This is a genomic window from Mesorhizobium sp. L2C066B000 (genome assembly GCF_000502335.1).
Lineage (GTDB): Bacteria > Pseudomonadota > Alphaproteobacteria > Rhizobiales > Rhizobiaceae > Mesorhizobium.
In genome coordinates this window covers 119,822-139,454 of record NZ_AYWZ01000002.1, presented here as the reverse complement: position 1 = coordinate 139,454, position 19,633 = coordinate 119,822, and the positions used below count along the sequence as shown (strand labels likewise).

Sequence of the window (19,633 nt, the reverse complement as noted above, 5' to 3'; positions counted from 1 at the left end):
TCGCGGTAGAGGCCTACACGAACCGCATCGGCGCGCCGATCTCGACACGGGCAGGCCTGTCCACAGTGCAATAGACGCCGAGATTATGGGCGTTGTGGCGGACCAGATTGCGCAGGATGCCGGGATCGTGGTCGAAGCCGTCCTGGCTGATGATGGTGAAGCCGCAGCGGCGGCACGGCTCCGAGACGGTCACCAGCAGGTCGCCGATGGCAAGCTTGCGGCCAATCCATTCGGTCTCGGGAAACGAGCCTTCGACCGCCGCCATGTCGACGACGATGGTGGGGCGGAAGCGGCGCGGATCGGGAATGCCTTCGGGGTGCAGCGCCTTGAGCCGGGCCAGCGATGCGGTGGTCAAGAGATGGATCGGCGCTTTGCGGTAGCGCGCCGCGGTCAGCGGGCCGGTGTAGCCGGGAGCGTTGTCCTGGCTGAACGGCCGGATCGAGGCGGCGAAGCCGAGATAGGTCGAGACGGCGCTGTCGCATTCAGCGCCCGGCGCTACCAGCCAGTCGCCGTCGGGAACGGCGATCTCCAGCTTGCGGTCCTTGCTCAGCCGGGTGCGGATGCGCGGCACCTTGTGCCACTTGGCGTCGCGGTCGGGCCGCGCGATCTCATTGTCCGAGACATCGACAAGGCCGAACAGCCGGTCGCCGTCGATGGTTTCAAGGCCGACCGAAATGGCGTCCTGGCGTTCGCCGGCAAGCGAACTTGCAGGGTAACGCCAGAGCTCCGTGACTGCGCCCAGTGCAGCCATCAAATCCCCTCAGCCCTTCTTGTTCTGGCGGTTGGCGATCAGATCATCGACCACGGCCGGATCGGCCAGTGTCGAGGTATCGCCGAGTGCGGAAAAATCGTCCTCGGCGATCTTGCGCAGGATACGGCGCATGATCTTGCCGGAGCGGGTTTTCGGCAGTCCGGGCGCGAACTGCAGCTTGTCGGGCGAGGCGATGGCGCCGATCTCCTTGCGGACATGGGCCACGAGCTCCTTGCGCAGTTCCTCGCTCGGCTCCACGCCTTTCATCAAGGTAACGTAGCTGTAGATGCCCTGGCCCTTGATGTCGTGGGGATAGCCGACGACAGCTGCTTCCGACACCTTCTCATGGCTGACGAGCGCCGATTCGACCTCGGCCGTTCCCATGCGGTGGCCGGAAACGTTGATGACGTCGTCAACGCGGCCAGTGATCCAGTAATAGCCATCGGCGTCGCGGCGACAGCCGTCTCCGGTGAAGTATTTGCCCTTGTAGGTGGAGAAATAGGTCTGCACGAAGCGGTCGTGATCGCCATAGACGGTGCGCATCTGGCCGGGCCAGGAATCGGCAATGCAGAGATTGCCGTCGGCCGCCCCTTCCAGCACCTTGCCTTCGCCGTCGACCAGCTGCGGTTTGATGCCGAAGAAGGGCCGCGTCGCCGAGCCGGCCTTGAGGTCGGTGGCGCCGGGCAGCGGCGTGATCAGGATGCCGCCGGTCTCGGTCTGCCACCAGGTGTCGACGATCGGCACCTTGCCGTTGCCGACGATGTTGAAATACCACTCCCAGGCTTCCGGATTGATCGGTTCGCCGACCGAGCCCAGCACGCGCAGCGACTTGCGCGAGGTCTTCTTCACCGGTTCGTCGCCGGCGCCCATCAGCGCGCGCAGTGCCGTCGGCGCGGTGTAGAAGATGTTGACCTTGTGCTTGTCGATGACTTCCCAGAAGCGCGACTGCGAGGGGTAGTTCGGCACGCCCTCGAACATCAGCGTGGTGGCGCCGTTGGCGAGCGGGCCATAGACGATATAGCTGTGGCCGGTGACCCAACCGACATCGGCGGTGCACCAGTAGATATCGCCATCATGGTAGTCGAAGACATATTGGTGGGTCATCGAGACATAGACGAGATAGCCGGCGGTGGTGTGCAGCACGCCCTTCGGCTTGCCGGTCGAGCCTGAGGTGTAGAGGATGAACAGCGGATCCTCGGCCTTCATCTTCTCCGGCTTGCAGTCGCCTGTCACCGTGGCGATCTCGTCATGGTACCAGATGTCGCGTCCCTGGACCCAGCCGGTCTTGCCGCCGGTGCGGCGAACGACGACGACCTTATCGACCTTGGTGCCGGCCTTGGCGGCGATTTCGATCGCTTTGTCGGTGTTTTCCTTCAGCGGGATCGGCTTGCCGCCGCGCAGGCCTTCGTCGGCGGTGATGACGAAGGTCGACTTGCAGTCATCGATGCGGCCGGCCAGCGCGTCCGGTGAAAAGCCGCCGAAGACGATCGAGTGGATGGCGCCGATGCGGGTGCAAGCCAGCATCGCGTAGGCCGCTTCCGGGATCATCGGCATGTAGATGGTGACGCGGTCGCCCTTCCTGACGCCGTGCTTCTTCATCACATTGGCGAGCCGGCAGACATGCTCGTAGAGCTCGTTATAGGTGATCTTCTTGTCGTCGTAGGGATTGTCGCCTTCCCAGATGATGGCTGTCTGGTTGCCGCGCTTCTTCAAATGGCGGTCGATGCAGTTGTAGGAGACGTTGGTTTCGCCGTCCTCGAACCATTTGATCGAGACCTTGCCCTCGAAGGAGGTGTTCTTGACCTTGCTGAACGGCTTGAACCAGTCGATGCGCTTGCCGTGCTTGCCCCAGAACTTGTCCGGATTCTTCACGCTGTCGGCATGCCATTTGAGGTAGGTGTCATTGTCGATCAGCGCATTCTTCTTCCACGCCGGCTGGACGCGGTGGATCTTCACCTCGGACATGTCTTCACTTTCCTCCCAAACCACCCCGCCGGCTTGACCACAGCCAGGATCACGGCGACGCAGCCGCGAATTCGGCGGCATTATTAACAGTTCCGCGCTGACGGCAACATTAGACGTTGGATTCGCGTGGCGGGATGCCGCAGCTCCCGTTTCGGTTGTATCAGCACTCGGCAGCGGTCGCTGCTAACTGCATGTTTTCGTGCATAAAACCCGACTGGGATCAGGAAAATCATAGACAGTTAAGGAACGGCGCGCACAATTCGGTGTTGGGAGGAATGGAGAATCAACTAGGCCAAGGGGCTGTCATGCGCGATCATTCCGAAATGGACCTGATGCTCAAGGGGTATGGCCTGACCACGGCCAAGATTCTATACCATTTTCCCGACCACCCGCATCTGCTGCAGAGCTTCATCTGGCAGGATTACGATCTGGCGCCGAAGTTTCCGGTGCTGATCAAATTCATCGAGTTCTGGAAGGCCAGGCTCGACGGGCCGCTGCATTCGATCAGCTACACGCACCAGAAGCTGATCGCGCCGAACGAATGGCGGAAGGTGGATGGGGAGTTCGTGCTGCACTGAGCGGCGCGCTTGATCTCCCCCCTTGAGGGGGAGATGGCCGCAAAGCGGCCAGAGGGGGTCGGTTCGACCGGACGCGACCCTCCTGCGGCAGATGGGGGCTAGCGCTCCACGCGCGGCGACCCCCTCTGTCGCCTTCGGCGACATCTCCCCCTCGAGGGGGGAGATTTGGCAGCGTCGGCGATCACACCGCAGGCGGGTTCAGTCGGGCGAAACCTTCCTGGCGGCGATAGGGGAAGTACGGGTAGGGCGCGGTCACTTCGCTTGCGGCGTCGAGCTTTTTGACCTGCTCCGGCGTCAATGCCCAGCCGACGGCGCCGAGGTTCTGGCGCAGCTGTTCCTCGTTGCGGGCGCCGATGATGACCGAGGACACGGTCGGGCGCCGCAACAGCCAGTTGATGGCGATCTGCGGCACGGTCTTGCCGGTCTCTTCAGCCATCGCATCAAGCGCATCCATGACCCGGTAGAGATGTTCGTCCGCGACCGGCGGGCCGAAATCGGCGGTGTCGTGCAGCCGGCTCTTTTCCGGCAGGGGCTGGCCGCGGCGGATCTTGCCGGTCAGGCGGCCCCAGCCGAGCGGGCTCCACACCAGCGCGCCGATGCCCTGGTCGATACCGAGCGGCATCAGCTCCCATTCATAGTCGCGACCGACCAGCGAGTAGTAGACCTGATGCGCGGCGTAGCGCGGATAAGCATGCTTGTCAGCTTCCGCCAGCGATTTCATCACCTGCCAGCCGGAGAAGTTGGAGACGCCGACATAGCGCAGCTTGCCGGCGCGCACGAGGTCGTCCAGCGTCGACAACACCTCCTCGATCGGCGTGCCGGCATCGAAGGCGTGCAGCTGCAACAGGTCGATGTAATCGGTGCCCATGCGCTTCAGGGCGGCGTCGACGGCTTTGATCAGCCGCGAGCGCGACGAGCCGTAGTCGGCCGGTCCGTCGCCCATCGGCAGCGAAGTCTTGGTCGAGATCAGCACCGCGTCGCGGCGGCCTTTGATGGCTTCGCCAAGCACTTCCTCGGAGGCGCCGTTCGAATAGACATCGGCGGTGTCGAACAGATTGACGCCGGCCTCGAGGCAGATGTCGATCAGCCGCCGCGCTTCCTTGGCATCGCTGTTGCCCCAGGCCCCGAACAGCGGCCCGGAGCCGCCGAAAGTGCCGGCGCCGAAAGAGAGTGCGGGCACTTTCAGGCCCGATGCGCCGAGACGTCGATAATCCATTTTATGCTCCTTGATGATGTCGAAGAAGGATTGCGCGTGATGCTCATGACTGGGCGCAGACCGGCACCCCGATTGTGGGGGCGCGATCGAGGCGCAGCGCCAGGGCAGCGACGCCAAGAGCCGCGACCGGCAGCAAAGCGGCGATCCAGGTTAGTGAGCCGAGGCCGAGGTCATGGGCAATCACCGCGCCGCCAAGCCAAGCGCCGGCGGCATTGCCGAGGTTGAAGGCGGCGATGTTGAAGGAGGAGGCGAGGCTCTGGCCCGCGCCTTGCGCCTTTTCCAGCACCCACATCTGCAGCGGCGCCACGGTGGCGAAGGCGGCGGCACCAAGCAGGCCGACATAGATGACGGCCAGGATTTGGCTGTGGACGGCGAAGGTCATGGTGGCCAGCACCAACGCCAGCACCACGAGGCTGCCGAGCACCGCCGGCACCAGCCAGCGGTCGGCGACCTTGCCGCCAAGCAGATTGCCGGCGATAAGACCGCCGCCGAAGACGAGCAGGATCGGCGACACGGCGGCTTCCCCAAAACCGGTGATCTCGGNCGGTGAGCAGCGGGGCGATGTAGGTGAAGACGGCGAAGACGCCGGCATAGCCGAGCACGGTGGTGGCGAGGCCGAGCAGCACCGGCGTGCGGCGCAGCACTGCGAGGTCTGCGCGCAGATTGGTCTTCTCGGGCGCTTCCTTGCTGCGCGGCACCAGAAGCAGGATGACGGCAAAGGCTGCCAAGCCGACCAGGGTTACAGCCCAGAAGGTGGCGCGCCAGCCGAAGGTCTGGCCGAGCCAAGTGCCGAAGGGCACGCCGAGGATGTTGGCGATAGTCAGGCCGGTGAACATCAGCGCGATCGCCGAGGCTTTCTTGTTGGGTGCGACCAGGCCGGTGGCGACCACCGAGCCGACGCCAAAGAAAGTGCCATGGGCAAAGGCGGTGATGATGCGGGCGCCCATCAGCGTCCAGTAGTCGGGGGCGATCGCACAGGCGAGGTTGCCGAGCGTGAAGATCGCCATAAGGGCCAGAAGGACGGTCTTGCGGGGCCAGTTGCCGGTGGCGATGGTCAAAAGCGGCGCGCCGATGACGACGCCCAACGCGTAGCCCGAAATCAACTGGCCGGCGGCCGAGATCGAGACTCCGAGATCTTTGCTGACATCAATCAGCAGCCCCATGATGACGAATTCGGTGACACCGATGCCGAAGGCGCCGGCAGCGAGGGCGTAGAGAGCAAGAGGCATGGCGGTTTCCAGTTCGAACTCGATGAGCGCGCTGTCCAGACCCGCGCCCCGACCGCAGAGATCGTGTTGCCATGCCTTGTGAACCAGACTTGCCTTGGGCATATTTCTTGTGAAATAGATTCACAAATGGCCAGACCCGATATCAATCGTTCCGGCGAGATCGAAGTGTTCGTCCGCGTCGTCGAGGCGAGCAGCTTCTCGGCTGCGGCTCGTTCGCTGCGTATGACACCGTCGGCGGTGAGCAAGCTGATCGCGCGACTGGAGGCAAGGCTCGGCGCGCGGCTGGTTAGCCGCTCGACGCGCAAGCTGCAGCTGACGCCGGAAGGGACGGCGTTCTATGACAGCGGGGTGCGCATCCTGGCCGATATGGCGGCGGCCGAGCGCGAGGCGGCCGTGGGTGCCGCGCCGCGCGGACGGCTGCGCGTCAACTCCTATGTGCCCTTCGGGGTGCATCGGCTGATCCCGCTGCTGCCTGATTTCCTCGAACGCTATCCCGAGATTTCGGTCGATCTGGTGCTGACCGACAGCGTCATCGATTTGATGGCTGAACGTGCCGACGTCGCCATCCGCGCCGGGCCGCTCGGCGAGTCGCGGCTGGTGGCGCGCAAGCTCGGGCAAAGCCGGATGACAGTCGTTGCCGCACCGTCCTATCTCAAGACGCATGGCACGCCGCTGGTTCCAGCAGATCTCGACCGGCACAATCGCATGGCTTTCGGCTTTGTCCGGCATGTCGATGGCTGGTCGTTTGTCGATGCAACCGGGAACGCCGTCATGGTGCCGATCACCGGAAACACGCTGGTCGGCGATGGCGAGTCGATGCGGTTGATGGCGGTCGGCGGCGCCGGCATCGCCCGGCTGGCACACTGGCATGTGGCCGATGACATCGCGGCGGGGCGGCTGACGGCGCTGCTGGAGGATTTCAATCCGGGCGACGAGGAGCCTACCCACGCCGTCTATGTCGGCCAGGGCCGGCATTTGCCCGCACGGGTGCGGGCGTTTCTCGACTTTCTGGTCGAGAGCATGCGGATGAGCTGAAAAGACGTTGGGGAGCCAGATGACCCCCCAAGCATCAGGCGACAGCGATGACTATTTCTTCGGGGTGAACGGCGCCGGGCGGCGACCGGCGCCCTGACGCTCCAGCATCCAGCCGGGATATTCGGCCGGCAGCGCACTGACCTCGTCCAGCCTGGCGAGATCGTCGACGTCGAGCTTCACCTCGGCGGCGGCAAGGTTCTGCTCGAGCTGCTCCATGCGGCTGGCGCCGATGATGACGCTCATGACGAAAGGTTTGGCCAGGACATAGCCGAGCGCCACCGTGGCGACGCTGACGCCGTGCTTCTGGGCGATCTCGCGCATNGAAAGGTTTGGCCAGGACATAGCCGAGCGCCACCGTGGCGACGCTGACGCCGTGCTTCTGGGCGATCTCGCGCATCACGGCGACAGCCGCCCAGGCGCGGTCCTCATCGACCGGCGGGAAGTTGAAGGCGGCGCGGCGGCCTTCGCCATTGCCGGGCGCGCCGGGGCCGTATTTGCCCGACAGCAGGCCGCCGGCCATTGGCGACCAGACCATCAGGCCGAGCTTTTCCTCGTTGATGAGCGGCACGATCTCGCGCTCGAGGTCGCGGCCGGCGATCGAGTAATAGGACTGGATGGTCTCGAAGCGGGAAAATCCCTTGCGCTCGGCAACGCCCAGCGCCTTGGCGATGCGCCAGGCCGCCCAGTTGGAGACGCCGACATAGCGGACCTTACCGCTGGCAACGAGATCGTCGAGCGCCCGCAGCGTCTCGTCGACTGGCGTCACGGTGTCGGTGCCGTGCAGCTGGTAGAGATCGATATGGTCTAGCTGCAGCCGCTCCAGGCTGCCCTCGACCGAATCCATGATGTGGCCGCGCGAAGAGCCGCGCTCGTTCGGGCCCTGGCCCATGGCGCCATGCACCTTGGTGGCAATGACGACGTCCGAGCGCTTGACGCCAAGATCCTTGAGCGACTGGCCAAGCAGTCGTTCGGACTGGCCGAATGAATAGACGTCGGCCGTGTCGAAGAAATTGACGCCGGCGGCGATGGAACGGGCAACGATGTCGTTGACGCCCTTCTGGTCGAGGCTGGCGATCAGGCCCCATTGGGCATTCTCGCCGGCGGCGCCGAAGGTCATGGTGCCGAGGCACAGTTCGGAAACGAACATCCCCGTATTTCCGAGTTGATTGTAGCGCATGGTGGCGGCTCCAGCAGATTGGTGATGACGCCAAGCAAATAGGAACGGTGCGTTTCGTTTCCAGTGGTGGCACAATCGACCTAGTGCAGTTGGCCCATAGAGCCCGTCAACCGTCGCGAGATGATCTTCATGCCGAAAAATCTATCAGAATTCCACGGGCCGGATGATCGTCTTTGAGCGGCGGTTGACCTCCTCGTCGAAATCGTCGTCCCACGCGGGACCGGAGAGAAGATATTCGGCAAGCGAAGGCTTTGCGCCGATCAGTTGGTCATAGTCATCAGGAGACAATGCGACGGCAGCCGGCTTCCGCGCAAGGTGATGGTTTGCGCCCCTTCTTCGCGCGCCTGTCGTGCAAGCTTCGAAAGATTGTTTCTCGCGTCCATGAGGTGCCAGTCCAAGAAGAATAGTCCTCGCTAACTCGCCGATGTGCTCGAAACATTAGCTCGAATAGCCGGGGAACGACAGGTGTCTCACGAAGCCGAAGGCTACCGGCTCCCAAAAATCGCCGAGCCGACGCGGACGCTGGTGGCGCCGAAGGCTATGGCGGTCTCGAAGTCGCCGGACATGCCCATCGACAGTTTTGCGACCCCGGCCTCTTTGCCGAGCTTTTCCAGCAAGGCGAAATGCGGGCCGGGGTTTTCGTCGGCCGGCGGGATGCACATCAGGCCTTCGATGGCGAGGCCATGGACATCGCGGCAGCGGGCGACGAAGGCGACGGCGTCGCGCGGCTCGATGCCGGCCTTTTGCGGCTCCGAGCCGGTATTGACCTGGACGTAGAGTTTCGGCGTGCGGCCCTGGCGCACGATTTCCTTGGCGAGTTCGGCGGCGATCTTTTCGCGGTCGACGGTCTCGATGACGTCGGCGAGAGCGACGGCTTCCCTCGCCTTGTTCGACTGCAGCGGGCCGATCAGATGCAGTTCGATATTAGGGAATTCCGCTTTCAAGGCCGGCCATTTGCCTTGCGCTTCCTGCACGCGGTTTTCGCCGAAAACGCGCTGGCCAGCCTCGATGACCGGGCGGATGACGTCGGCCTCAAAAGTCTTCGACACCGCAACCAGCGTCACCGAACCGGCGTCGCGGCCGGCCTCGCGCTCGGCGGCAGCGATCCTCGTCCTGACGGCGAAAAACTGTTCGACGGCGCTCGCCATGCCTATATCCTGCCTGTCTTTCTAGCCCTCGCCGGCTCACCGCAGTTGACGGGTCCGGCAATCCATGGTGAACACCGCCACGACATTTACCTTGGCCACCGGGCCTTGTCCGGCGGTCTGCGCCTGCTTTTAAGTGAAAATCATCCGATGGCAACCGAACGATACAATCCGCGCGCGTCAGAGCCCAAATGGCAGAAGGCCTGGGCCGAAAAGAAGCTGTTCGAAGCGCATAACGACGATCCGAAGCCGAAATACTACGTGCTGGAGATGTTCCCCTATCCCTCCGGGAAGATCCATATCGGCCACACCCGCAACTACACGATGGGCGACGTGGTGGCGCGCTACAAGCGGGCCAAGGGTTTTAACGTGCTGCACCCTATGGGCTGGGACGCTTTCGGCATGCCGGCCGAAAATGCGGCGATGCAGAACAAGGTCCATCCCAAGGAATGGACCTACGCCAACATCGCCGCCATGCGCGAGCAGCTCAAGATGATGGGCCTGTCGCTGGACTGGTCGCGCGAGTTCGCCACCTGCGACGTCGACTATTACCACCGCCAGCAGATGCTGTTCCTCGATTTCGTCGAGAAGGGGCTGGTGACGCGCAAATCCTCCAAGGTCAACTGGGACCCGGAGGACATGACGGTGCTCGCCAACGAGCAGGTCATCGACGGGCGCGGCTGGCGCTCGGGCGCGCTGGTCGAACAGCGCGAGCTGACGCAGTGGTTCTTCAAGATCACCGACTACGCGCAGGACCTGCTGGACTCGCTGGACGGGCTTGGCGAATGGCCGGAAAAGGTCAAGCTGATGCAGCAGAACTGGATCGGCCGCTCGGAAGGGCTGCTGATCCGTTGGCCGCTGGCCGCTCCGATCGGCGATGCGAACGAACTGGAAGTCTACACGACCAGGCCCGACACCATTTTCGGCGCCTCTTTCATGGCGGTCGCCGCCGACCATCCGCTGGCCAGGAAGGCCGCCGAGACCAATGTCGAGCTGGCCAAGTTCATCGACGAAATCAGGCATATGGGCACGTCGGTGGCCGCACTGGAGACTGCCGAGAAGAAAGGCTTCGACACCGGCATCCGCGTCGTCCATCCGTTCGACGACTCATGGAAACTGCCGGTTTATGTCGCCAATTTCGTTTTGATGGAATACGGCACCGGCGCCATTTTCGGCTGCCCGTCGGGCGACCAGCGCGACCTCGACTTCGCCAACAAATACGGCCTGCCGGTCATTCCGGTTGTGATGCCGGAAGATGGTGACGCAAAGACCTTCCAGGTCACGGAAGAGGCCTATGTCGACGATGGCGTGATGATCAATTCGCGCTTTCTCGACGGCATGAAGCCGGAGCAGGCGTTCGACGAGGTCGCGAAACTGCTGGAGCAGAAGACCATCGGCGGCCGGCCGATGGCGGAGCGCAAGGTGAACTTCCGCCTGCGCGACTGGGGTATTTCGCGGCAACGTTATTGGGGTTGTCCGATCCCGATGATCCATTGCGAGGATTGCGGTGTGGTGCCGGTGCCGAAGGCCGACCTGCCGGTCAAGCTGCCCGACGACATCGAGTTCGACCGTCCCGGCAATCCGCTCGACCGTCATCCGACCTGGCGGCATGTCACATGCCCGCAATGCGGCAAGGATGCGCGGCGCGAGACCGACACGATGGACACGTTCGTCGATTCGTCCTGGTATTTCGCCCGCTTCACCGCGCCCTGGGCCAATGAGCCGACCGAGCCGAAGGCTGCCGATGACTGGCTGGCCGTCGACCAGTATATTGGCGGCATCGAGCACGCGATCCTGCATCTGCTCTATTCGCGCTTCTTCACCCGCGCCATGCGCGCGACCGGTCATCTCGACCTCGCCGAGCCGTTCAAGGGCCTGTTTACGCAAGGCATGGTGGTGCATGAGACCTACCGCGTCGGCGGTGCGTCGAACAATGGCCGCTGGCTGTCGCCGGCTGAGGTCAGGATCGAGGATGCCGGCGGCACGCGCCGCGCCATCGAGATCGCCACCGGCGAAGAGGCAGCGATCGGCTCGCTCGAAAAGATGTCGAAGTCGAAGAAGAACACGGTGAGCCCGGAAGACATCACCGATGGCTACGGCGCCGACACTGCGCGCTGGTTCATGCTGTCGGATTCGCCGCCCGAGCGCGACGTCGAATGGACCGACGACGGCGCGGCCGGCGCGCACCGCTTCATCCAGCGCATCTGGCGCCTGGTGTCGATCGCCGCCGAGACGCTCGACGGCGTCAAGCCGCAGGCGGCGAAGGAGGGCGAGGCGGGCGCCGTTTCCAAGGCCGCGAACAAGATCCTGAAGGCCATCGGCGAGGATATCGAGAAGCTCGGCTTCAACCGCGCCATCGCCCGCATCTACGAACTGGCCAATGCCTTGACCACGCCGCTCAACGACATCGCCGAGGGCAAGGCCGATGCGGCGCTCAAAGGCGCCTGCCGCGAGGCGGTGGAGATCCTGGTGCATGTGGTCGCGCCGGTCATGCCGCATCTGGCCGAAGAGTGCTGGCACACGCTGGGCGGCACTGATCTGGTCGCCGAACGGCCTTGGCCGGTCTACGATCCGGCGCTGGTCGTCGACAACGAGGTTGTGCTGCCGGTCCAGGTCAACGGCAAGATGCGCGGCTATTTGACAATTGCCCGCGACGCGGACCAAGGTGCGATCGAAAAAGCGGTTCTGGCTCTCGACTTCGTGCAGAAAGCGCTGGAAGGTAAGGCGCCCCGCAAGGTGATCATCGTGCCGCAGAGGATCGTCAATGTCGTTGTTTGACTTCAGAAGGATGGGGCCTGATCTGGAAAAGACGGCGCGCTTGCTGCGCCGCGCAGCGCTGTACGGCATGGTCGCTTCGATGGCGCTGGTTTCGGCCTGTACGGTCAGGCCGCTCTATTCCAGCGCGCCGCTGAGCGCCGGCTCCACGGTCAGCGCTTCGGCGGAACTGGCGTCGGTCGCGGTCAAGCCGGTCAAGACACGCTACGCCCAGCAGGTCCGCAACAATCTGATCTTTGCCTTTGGCCAAGGCGCCGGCGAGCCGCCGGCGCCGGTCTACATGCTCGATCTCGGCGTCACCGAACTGGTCGAATCGGCCGCGGTGGTGCAGATCCAGACCGACGAAGACGAGCCGACGGCAGGCATGGTGACGCTGACGGCGAACTATGTGCTGACCGATGCCAGGACCGGCGTGGTGATCGCAACCGGCAAACGGTCGATCCCATCATCCTTCGACAAACCGACGCAGGAGTTCGCCTCCTACCGGGCACAGCTCGACGCCGAGAACCGCGCCGCGCGTGAGCTGGCTGAAATGGTGAGCCTGTCGGTCGCCCAGGACTTGGTCAGGCATGGCAAGAAGGCCTGAGCATTCCCTGGCGCTGCCAACTAGACTTTTAGCAGTCCGCAACATAAAGGCCGGTTTCCCGGCCTTTTTGTTTGTATCGAACCGATCTCAGCCGATCTTCTGGCCGGTCTTGGCCCAGTCGGCCGCGAACTGATCCAGGCCCTTGTCGGTCAACGGGTGCTTGACCAGCGCCTTCAGCGTCGCGGCCGGCGCGGTAACGACATCGGCGCCGATCAGGGCTGCCTGCTTGACGTGGTTCACGGTGCGAACCGAAGCAACGAGGATCTCGGTGTCGAAATCGTAATTGTCGTAGATCTGACGGATCTCCTGGATCAGCTCCATGCCGTCCGCGCCGGTGTCGTCGACGCGGCCGACGAAGGGCGAGATGAACGAGGCGCCGGCCTTTGCCGCCAGCAGCGCCTGGTTGGCCGAGAAGCACAGCGTTACATTGACCATGCGGTTCATCTCGGTGCGGATCGTCTTGCAGGCGCGCAGGCCGTCGAGCGTCAGCGGCACCTTGATGCAGACATTGTCGGCGATCTTGGCCAGGATGTTGGCCTCGGCCATCATGTCCTTGTATTCGATCGCAACGACCTCGGCCGAAACCGGGCCCTTGACGATGTCGCAGATCTGCTTGGTGACCTCGGCGATCTTGCCGCCGGATTTCAGGATCAGCGAGGGATTGGTGGTCACGCCGTCGAGCAGCCCCAGGTCGTTCAGTTCCTTGATGTCCTTGATGTCAGCGGTGTCGACAAAAAATTTCATGGGGGTCTCCTGAAAGATTTCCATGTGCATGCCATGCACATTCCGGGTTGCCCTTTGATCTAGACCAAAGTCGGGGCAAGGTCACGCCCGATGATCGAAGATTCGCCCTTTGTCGCAGCCGCGCCGGTGCTGGTGCCGATGCCGGCCGAACGGCCCTACACCTACGCTGTGCCTGCCGGCGTGCGCGTGGTGCCGGGCTCGATCGTGCGCGTGCCGCTCGGTCCGCGCCAGGTTGCCGGCATCGTCTGGGATGGTGCGGTCGAGAATATCGACGCCAAAAAGCTGCGCCCGATCGAACAGGTCTTCGACTGCCCGCCGATCGACCGCGGCATGCGCCGCTTCGTCGACTGGGTGGCGCAGTACACGCTGTCGCCGCCCGGCATGGTGGCGCGCATGCTGTTGCGCGCGCCGGAGGCGTTCGATCCCGAACCATGGATCGAGGGCCTGCAGCGGACCCTCGTCATGCCCGACCGGATGACGGATGCCAGGACGCGCGTGCTGGAGACGGCGGAAGGGGGGCTTGCCTGGACGCGATCCGGCCTGGCGCACGCGGCGGGCGTGTCGTCGACGGTGGTCGAGGGACTCAAGGCGCAAGGCGTGTTCGAGACGGTGATGATCCCGCCTCGACCGGTGGTCGCCGCGCCCGATCCCTCCTACGCCATGCCGGAGCTGATGCCGGACCAGGCAGACGCGGCCGCCATGCTGCGCGCCAATGTCGCGGCCGCTGCTTTCAACGTCACGCTGCTCGACGGCGTCACCGGCTCGGGCAAGACGGAAGTTTATTTCGAGGCGGTGGCGGCAGCCCTCGACCAGGGCAGGCAGGTGTTGATCCTGCTGCCGGAGATCGCGCTGACGCATGCCTTCCTCGAACGCTTCCAGCAGCGTTTCGGCGCCAAGCCGGCGGAATGGCATTCCGACCTGCCGCCCCGAATGCGCGAAAAGGTCTGGCGACAGGTGGCGGAAGGCGGCGTGCGCGTCGTTGCCGGGGCGCGTTCGGCGCTGTTCCTGCCGTTCCGCGAGCTCGGGCTGATCGTCGTCGACGAGGAGCACGACCCCGCCTACAAGCAGGAGGATCGCGTCTTCTACAATGCGCGCGACATGGCGGTGGTGCGCGGCCATATCAGCGGCTTCCCGGTGGTGCTGGCGTCGGCGACGCCATCGGTCGAAAGCCGGGTCAATGCGCAGCAGGGCCGCTACAGCAGGGCGGTGCTGTCGGCGCGCTTTGCCGAAGCCGCGCTTCCCGATCTCAAGACGATCGACATGCGGCGCGCGCCGCCGGCCCGCGGCGGCTTTCTGTCGCCGCTGCTGATCGACCAGATGCAACGTACGCTGGAGAAGAAGGAGCAGTCGCTGCTGTTCCTCAACCGGCGCGGCTATGCGCCGCTGACGCTGTGCCGTGTCTGCGGCCACCGCTTCGGCTGCCCGGTTTGTTCGGCCTGGCTGGTCGAGCACCGCTTTCGCGGCCAACTCGTCTGCCATCATTGCGGGCACAATGAGAAGCGGCCGGAGGCTTGCCCGGAATGCGGCACGCTCGACCATCTGGTCGCCTGCGGGCCTGGCGTCGAGCGGATAGCTGAAGAAGTCGTGGCGCATTTCCCCGACGCGCGCACGATCGTCCTGTCATCCGATTTGATGGGTGGAGTGCGCCGGCTGCGGCTGGAGCTCGAGGCCATTGCCAATGGCGAGGCCGACATCGTCATCGGCACGCAGCTGGTCGCCAAGGGCCATAACTTTCCCAACATGACGCTGGTCGGTGTCGTCGATGCCGATCTCGGCCTCGCCAATGGCGATCCCCGCGCCGCTGAGCGCACCTTCCAGTTGCTCAGCCAGGTGACCGGCCGCGCCGGCCGCACCGGCAAGAAGAGCCTCGGCCTGCTGCAGACTTTCCAGCCGGACCATCCGGTGATGCGGGCGATCGTCTCGGGCGATGCCGAGGCCTTTTACGAACGCGAGATCACTGAGCGCGAACGGGCAGCCCTGCCGCCCTTCGGCAGGCTTGCCGGCGTCATCGTCAGTGCGGTGACGCGGGCCGAGGCCGAAGGCCACGCGCGCGGCCTGCGCCGTGCAGCACCCCAGGCCAGCGACCTGTTCGTGCTCGGTCCGGCCGAGGCGCCGCTGTCGCTGCTCGGTGGGCGCCATCGTTTCCGTTTGCTGATCCAGGGTGAAAAGCGCGCCGACATCCAAGGCTTCATCCGCACCATGCTGGCCGAAGGGCCGAAGCAGCGCGGCTCGGTCCGCGTGCAGGTCGACATCGATCCGCAGAGCTTCTTGTAAGCACAAAGGCTGACGCCGCCGCCGGCCGCCCGTAAGCCGTTTGTCAAGAAAACTCAGCATCTTAGTGCCGGCTAAAATGCGCGCCGTTCATGTACCCGGCTCTCATCCGTTCGCTGACTAATCCTGATTTGAAAAGCCACAAAATAAATGTTGACTCGTTTTATCATGAATTATAACTGGGCCTTTCCGCTCTGGCGCTGGGGACCAGGGCATGGATGGGGACAGCATGCGCAGATTTTTCAGTACGCTTCTTTGGTCATCGGCTTTGGGTTCGTCGATTATGGCAGGCGCGGCATTTGCCCAGGAAGCCGCTCCGACGGACCAGCAGGGAGCCACCGTGCTCGATCAGATCCTGGTCACCGGCCGCAATGAAAGGTCGATTTCCAGCGTTGCCCAGTCCGTTCAGGTCGTGGAACGGCAACAGGTCGAGGAAGCAACGCAGGAAAATATCGACGCCGCGACCCTGATCAGCCGCATCGTCCCCGGCTACGCGCCACGCAACCAGACCATTTCCGGCGCTTCGGAAACCTTCCGCGGGCGCAGCGTTCTCATCATGGTCGACGGTGTGCCGCGCAACACACCGCTGCGGGACGTCTCACGCATCCTGTCGATGATCGACCTGAATTCGGTCGAGCGCATCGAAGTCATCAATGGCGCGTCCAGCCTTTATGGCGCCGGGGCCACCGGCGGCACGATCAACTTCATCACCAAGCGCGGCGATAGCGACAAGCCGAAGGTGACAGTGCGCACCGGCGTCACCGCCTTCACCGAAAACCCCGGCAAATCGGCCGGGCCCAGCACCAGCGTCTCGGTCGAGGGCAAGAAAGGCGATTTCGACTATTTCTTCTCGGCGTCCGGCGATCTGTCGCGTCCCACCTATGACGGCCACGGCAACGAGGTGGCTTCGGACGCCATGCTTGGCCAAGGCGGCGGCGACCGCACCGGCACGGGCAATCTGTTCGGCGTGGCCGGCTACCAGTTCGATTCCAGGCGCTTCGAGGCCAGCGTCGACTGGACCTATGCCAACCAGAAGCCGGACTGGTTCACCGATTACACGACCAATCCCGTCTCCCCGGATTTCGGCGATCCCTATGAAGGCAAGCCGCTGAAGGAAGATTCGAAATATCTGACCGCCAAATACACCGACAGCGACTTCGCGCTCGGAAACCTCGAGGTCAAGGCGTTCTACAACGACATCTTCAAGCAGTCGCCCTTTACCAAATTCTCGGCCGTCAACAGCCAGGTGTATTTACCGACGAACCCGACGCGGCCGGTGATCCTGCCGCCGGGTACGGACCCGACCGCCGACTTCAACCAGACGGCGCTGCAATCGCGGCGCAGCGGCGTCAACCTGACCGTCAACACGCCGATGGACTTTATCACTCAGGGCAGCACGCTGACCTGGGGCGCCGACTACGTCTTCGATGCCACCGATCAGCAGCTGACCAACGGTCAGGACGCCATCTCGCCCACGACCCAGAACTCGGTTGCCTTGTTTGCGCAAGGCGAAATTCCGGTGACGGATCGCTTTCGCATCAGCGGCGGCGCGCGCTACGACCAGTTTTATCTCAATGTTGAAGACTTCACCCGGCCTGCCGCTGCCGTTCTGCTCGGCCGCAACATTATCGGCCTGCCGGCGATCCGGGTGACCGGCGGCTCGTTCGACTACGACGCCGTCACCTTCAACGCCGGCGCCGTCTACGATCTGACCGAAAGGATGCAGCTTTTCGGCAATTTCTCGCAAGGCTACAGCCTGACCGACATTGGCGGCTTCACCCGCCGCGCCGGGTTGAACTCCAACGCCGAAACCTGCGACGCCTATGGCACCGCCATCCGGCCGCTGCTGCCGTGCACCAACGCGCCGGATTACGCGATCAGCTATGCCGATATCGCGCCTGAACCCCAGCTGGTGAACACCTGGGAAGCCGGTCTGCGCGGCGATTGGGGCGACTATCGCGGCGGCGTCAGCACCTATCTGTCGACCTCGGACAACGGCGTCAGCTACGACATCGTCAACAACCGGGTGTCGCAGCAGAAGGAACGTATCTGGGGCGTCGAAGCCAATCTCGAGGCAGACCTCAGCGGCATGTTCACGCTGGGCGGATCGGTCGGCTATGTCGAAGGCAAATACGACGCGGATCGCGACGGCCACATCGAAGCGAACGAGTATCTGCCGAACAACCGTGTCCCCTCGACCTACAAGGGCCTGGTCTATCTCACCACCCGTTTCGAGAACGAGCTGACCCTGCGCAGCGAGTTGGAGCTGTTTTCCGGACGCGACCGCATCGCCACCCAGGAACTGGACGGTGCAGCACTGGTCAATCTCGCCGTCTCGAAGACGTTCGGCAATGAAAGCGTGCTGAACCTTGCCGTGCGCAATGTGTTCGACACCTACTACATCAACCCTTCCGCATCGGCGACCCGCGGCGCCGACGTTCCGGGTCTGGGACGTTCGGTTGCGTTGTCCTATCAGATCACATTCTGAGGGGCGGCGGTGGCGGTGTCTCTCCAACGAAACGGTGCATTAGTCTCGCTGCTGGCAGAAGCGCCAGCCGATCCGGCGGATGGCGCGCGCTATATCGAGGCGCTCGGCCGCCTTTCGCAGGAACGGGAGCCGTTCGTGCTCCTGGTCGATATCCGCATCGAGATCGCGCTGAGCGACGCCCAGCGCAAGGCGCAAAACCTCTGGTACAAGGCGGAACGCGAGCAGCTCGAAAAAGCCTGCCGCGCCTGTGCGCTGGTGCGCACCGCCGTCGACGAGAACATGCAGCGCATCTGGCAAAGCCTGTTCGGCTTTCCAGTGCTCGTCACCCGCAGCCGGGCGGAGGCCGGCGCCTTCCTGAACGGTTACGCACCGAAGGACTATGTCGAATGAGCGCCGACGCAGACCGGCCGGCGCCCGCCGGGCTTTCGCGCCTGCGGCTTTTCGTCGTTCTCGCCTGCCTTTATCTGGCGCAGGCCATCCCGAGCTATCTGTTTGCCGCGGCGATCCCGCCGATCCTGCGCGAGCAGGGCGTGTCGCGCACCGCCATTGGCTTGATGGCGCTGCTGATGCTGCCGCTGGTGCTGAAATTCCTATGGGCGCCGCTGGTCGACCGCTTTCGGCCAATGGCCCGCGCCCATCGCGCCGGCTGGGTCATCATCACCCAGATCGGCGTCATCGCCGGCATCGCCGCCATGCTTTGGATCGAGCCGACCGATGTCGCCGGTATCTTTGCCGTCGGCCTTGTCGTGAGCCTGTTGATGTCGACCCAGGACATCGCCACCGACGGCTACGCGGCCAAATATCTCGACCCGAAGGACAGGCCGATCGGCAATGCGATCCAGGGCGGCGCCGTCGCGCTCGGCGTCGTTCTCGGCGGCACGCTCGGCCTGTTGGTTTATCATCATGCCGGCTGGCAAACCATGGTGGCCATGGTGGCCGCGCTGTCCGTCATCCCGCTGTTTGCTGCCTTCGCCATGCGCGAGACCGATCCCGTCGCCAGCGCGCTGCAGGCGGCCATCGACCGCCCCTCGATCCTGCGTTTCCTGCGCCGGCCCGAGGCACGCCAGATCCTGTGGATCGCGCTCATCTACCGCGCCAGCGAGGGGCTGGTGAAGTCGATGGAAGGCTCCTATCTCGTCGATGCCGGCGTGCCGCTCGACATCATCGGTTATCTCTCGGGCGGCGCCGCGCTCACCGTCGGGCTCGGCGGCTCGGCGCTGGCGGCATGGCTGCTGCACAAAAGGGGCGCCGCCTCGGTGCTCGGCCTGCTCGGCGCGCTGCGCACCATCTGCTTCCTGATCTTTGCACTGCATGCTTTCGGCGCTATCGCCGGCTTCTGGCCGATCTTCGGCGCCTCGTTCCTGCAGACGCTGGTGCGCTACATGGAGATCGTGGCGCTCTACAGCCTGTTCATGGCCGTGACGTCGTCGGACCAGCCGGGCACCGACTTCACCATCCTGTCCTGCGCCCAGCTTATCGTCTACCTCGTCGGCTCCATGCTTGCCGGGCGCCTCGCCGACATGCTCGGCTACTCCGCGCTGTTCACCCTGGCGACCGTGCTGTCGGGCATAGCCGTGGTGGCGACCTATCGCATGTTGAATGCCCATTTCGCCGATACCGCAAAAGCCCAACCGGGTACTCCGATGCCGCCATTGCCGGAGGTCGCCGAATGA

Annotated in this window: 14 protein-coding genes and 2 pseudogenes; 8 read left to right on the top strand and 8 right to left on the bottom strand. The window is 64.0% G+C overall.

What is annotated here, in order from left to right; translation table 11 throughout:
- Positions 1-13: 13 nt before the first annotated feature.
- Positions 14-751, bottom strand: coding sequence for an MOSC domain-containing protein (locus X733_RS156460; protein WP_023818256.1), 738 nt, complete (start codon positions 749-751; stop codon positions 14-16).
- A gap of 9 nt (positions 752-760) precedes the next feature.
- The gene (acs, locus tag X733_RS156465) at positions 761-2,716 is read right to left on the bottom strand and encodes an acetate--CoA ligase (RefSeq protein WP_023818255.1); all 1,956 of its coding nucleotides are present in this window, start codon (positions 2,714-2,716) and stop codon (positions 761-763) included.
- A gap of 305 nt (positions 2,717-3,021) precedes the next feature.
- Here acs and X733_RS156470 point away from each other — a divergent pair, with 305 nt between their 5' ends.
- Positions 3,022-3,294: an usg protein gene (locus X733_RS156470; RefSeq protein WP_023668649.1), complete on the top strand. Its 273-nt coding sequence runs from the start codon at positions 3,022-3,024 to the stop codon at positions 3,292-3,294.
- A gap of 181 nt (positions 3,295-3,475) precedes the next feature.
- On the opposite strand, the gene X733_RS156475 is transcribed toward X733_RS156470, so the two are convergent.
- Both X733_RS156475 and X733_RS01000000166035 read right to left on the bottom strand, forming a co-directional pair.
- Positions 3,476-4,510 carry an aldo/keto reductase gene (locus X733_RS156475; protein ID WP_023818254.1) on the bottom strand — a complete coding sequence of 345 codons (1,035 nt, stop codon included), beginning with the start codon at positions 4,508-4,510 and terminating at the stop codon, positions 3,476-3,478.
- 43 nt (positions 4,511-4,553) lie between these two features.
- Positions 4,554-5,739 (bottom strand): annotated as a pseudogene (locus X733_RS01000000166035) (MFS transporter).
- A gap of 126 nt (positions 5,740-5,865) precedes the next feature.
- Between X733_RS01000000166035 and X733_RS156480 the strand changes: the two are divergent.
- Entirely contained in the window at positions 5,866-6,774 is a 909-nt protein-coding gene (locus X733_RS156480; RefSeq protein WP_023818253.1) for a LysR family transcriptional regulator, read from the top strand.
- Positions 6,775-6,825: 51 nt separating this feature from the next.
- Here X733_RS156480 and X733_RS01000000166030 read toward each other — a convergent pair.
- The 3 genes and pseudogenes from X733_RS01000000166030 to X733_RS156485 all read right to left on the bottom strand — a co-directional run bounded on the left by X733_RS01000000166030 (position 6,826) and on the right by X733_RS156485 (position 9,099).
- Positions 6,826-7,951, bottom strand: a pseudogene (locus X733_RS01000000166030) (aldo/keto reductase).
- Between the two features lie 144 nt (positions 7,952-8,095).
- A complete protein-coding gene (locus X733_RS1000000171430; protein WP_348625858.1) occupies positions 8,096-8,239 on the bottom strand; it encodes a hypothetical protein in 144 nt (47 codons plus the stop codon).
- Positions 8,240-8,436: 197 nt separating this feature from the next.
- Complete coding sequence (locus X733_RS156485) at positions 8,437-9,099, bottom strand: YggS family pyridoxal phosphate-dependent enzyme (protein WP_023818252.1); 663 nt, start codon at positions 9,097-9,099, stop codon at positions 8,437-8,439.
- A 147-nt stretch (positions 9,100-9,246) separates the two neighbouring features.
- On the opposite strand from X733_RS156485, the gene leuS reads away from it, so the two are divergent.
- Positions 9,247-11,874 (top strand): leucine--tRNA ligase, encoded by a 2,628-nt coding sequence (leuS, locus tag X733_RS156490; RefSeq protein ID WP_023818251.1) that lies wholly within the window; start codon positions 9,247-9,249, stop codon positions 11,872-11,874.
- The gene (lptE, locus tag X733_RS156495; protein ID WP_023818250.1) at positions 11,861-12,457 is read left to right on the top strand and encodes an LPS assembly lipoprotein LptE; all 597 of its coding nucleotides are present in this window, start codon (positions 11,861-11,863) and stop codon (positions 12,455-12,457) included. The genes leuS and lptE overlap by 14 nt, the downstream gene beginning before the upstream one ends.
- A gap of 87 nt (positions 12,458-12,544) precedes the next feature.
- On the opposite strand, the gene fsa is transcribed toward lptE, so the two are convergent.
- Positions 12,545-13,201, bottom strand: coding sequence for a fructose-6-phosphate aldolase (fsa, locus tag X733_RS156500; protein WP_023684088.1), 657 nt, complete (start codon positions 13,199-13,201; stop codon positions 12,545-12,547).
- A 90-nt stretch (positions 13,202-13,291) separates the two neighbouring features.
- Between fsa and X733_RS156505 the strand changes: the two genes are divergently transcribed.
- The 4 genes from X733_RS156505 to X733_RS156520 all read left to right on the top strand — a co-directional run bounded on the left by X733_RS156505 (position 13,292) and on the right by X733_RS156520 (position 19,633).
- Complete coding sequence (locus X733_RS156505) at positions 13,292-15,475, top strand: primosomal protein N' (RefSeq protein ID WP_023684089.1); 2,184 nt, start codon at positions 13,292-13,294, stop codon at positions 15,473-15,475.
- A gap of 280 nt (positions 15,476-15,755) precedes the next feature.
- Positions 15,756-17,960 (top strand): TonB-dependent receptor, encoded by a 2,205-nt coding sequence (locus X733_RS156510; RefSeq protein WP_023818249.1) that lies wholly within the window; start codon positions 15,756-15,758, stop codon positions 17,958-17,960.
- Positions 17,961-17,975: 15 nt separating this feature from the next.
- Positions 17,976-18,350, top strand: a complete 375-nt coding sequence (locus X733_RS156515) for a hypothetical protein (protein ID WP_155924176.1) — start codon at positions 17,976-17,978, stop codon at positions 18,348-18,350.
- Complete coding sequence (locus X733_RS156520; protein ID WP_023818247.1) at positions 18,347-19,633, top strand: MFS transporter; 1,287 nt, start codon at positions 18,347-18,349, stop codon at positions 19,631-19,633. The genes X733_RS156515 and X733_RS156520 overlap by 4 nt, the downstream gene beginning before the upstream one ends.

Coding starts and splice junctions, on each gene's coding strand:
- X733_RS156460 (WP_023818256.1), bottom strand. CDS start 751: ATGGCTGCACTGGGCGCAGTCACGGAGCTCTGGCGTTACCCTGCAAGT.
- acs (WP_023818255.1), bottom strand. CDS start 2,716: ATGTCCGAGGTGAAGATCCACCGCGTCCAGCCGGCGTGGAAGAAGAAT.
- X733_RS156470 (WP_023668649.1), top strand. CDS start 3,022: ATGCGCGATCATTCCGAAATGGACCTGATGCTCAAGGGGTATGGCCTG.
- X733_RS156475 (WP_023818254.1), bottom strand. CDS start 4,510: ATGGATTATCGACGTCTCGGCGCATCGGGCCTGAAAGTGCCCGCACTC.
- X733_RS156480 (WP_023818253.1), top strand. CDS start 5,866: ATGGCCAGACCCGATATCAATCGTTCCGGCGAGATCGAAGTGTTCGTC.
- X733_RS156485 (WP_023818252.1), bottom strand. CDS start 9,099: ATGGCGAGCGCCGTCGAACAGTTTTTCGCCGTCAGGACGAGGATCGCT.
- leuS (WP_023818251.1), top strand. CDS start 9,247: ATGGCAACCGAACGATACAATCCGCGCGCGTCAGAGCCCAAATGGCAG.
- lptE (WP_023818250.1), top strand. CDS start 11,861: ATGTCGTTGTTTGACTTCAGAAGGATGGGGCCTGATCTGGAAAAGACG.
- fsa (WP_023684088.1), bottom strand. CDS start 13,201: ATGAAATTTTTTGTCGACACCGCTGACATCAAGGACATCAAGGAACTG.
- X733_RS156505 (WP_023684089.1), top strand. CDS start 13,292: ATGATCGAAGATTCGCCCTTTGTCGCAGCCGCGCCGGTGCTGGTGCCG.
- X733_RS156510 (WP_023818249.1), top strand. CDS start 15,756: ATGGCAGGCGCGGCATTTGCCCAGGAAGCCGCTCCGACGGACCAGCAG.
- X733_RS156520 (WP_023818247.1), top strand. CDS start 18,347: ATGAGCGCCGACGCAGACCGGCCGGCGCCCGCCGGGCTTTCGCGCCTG.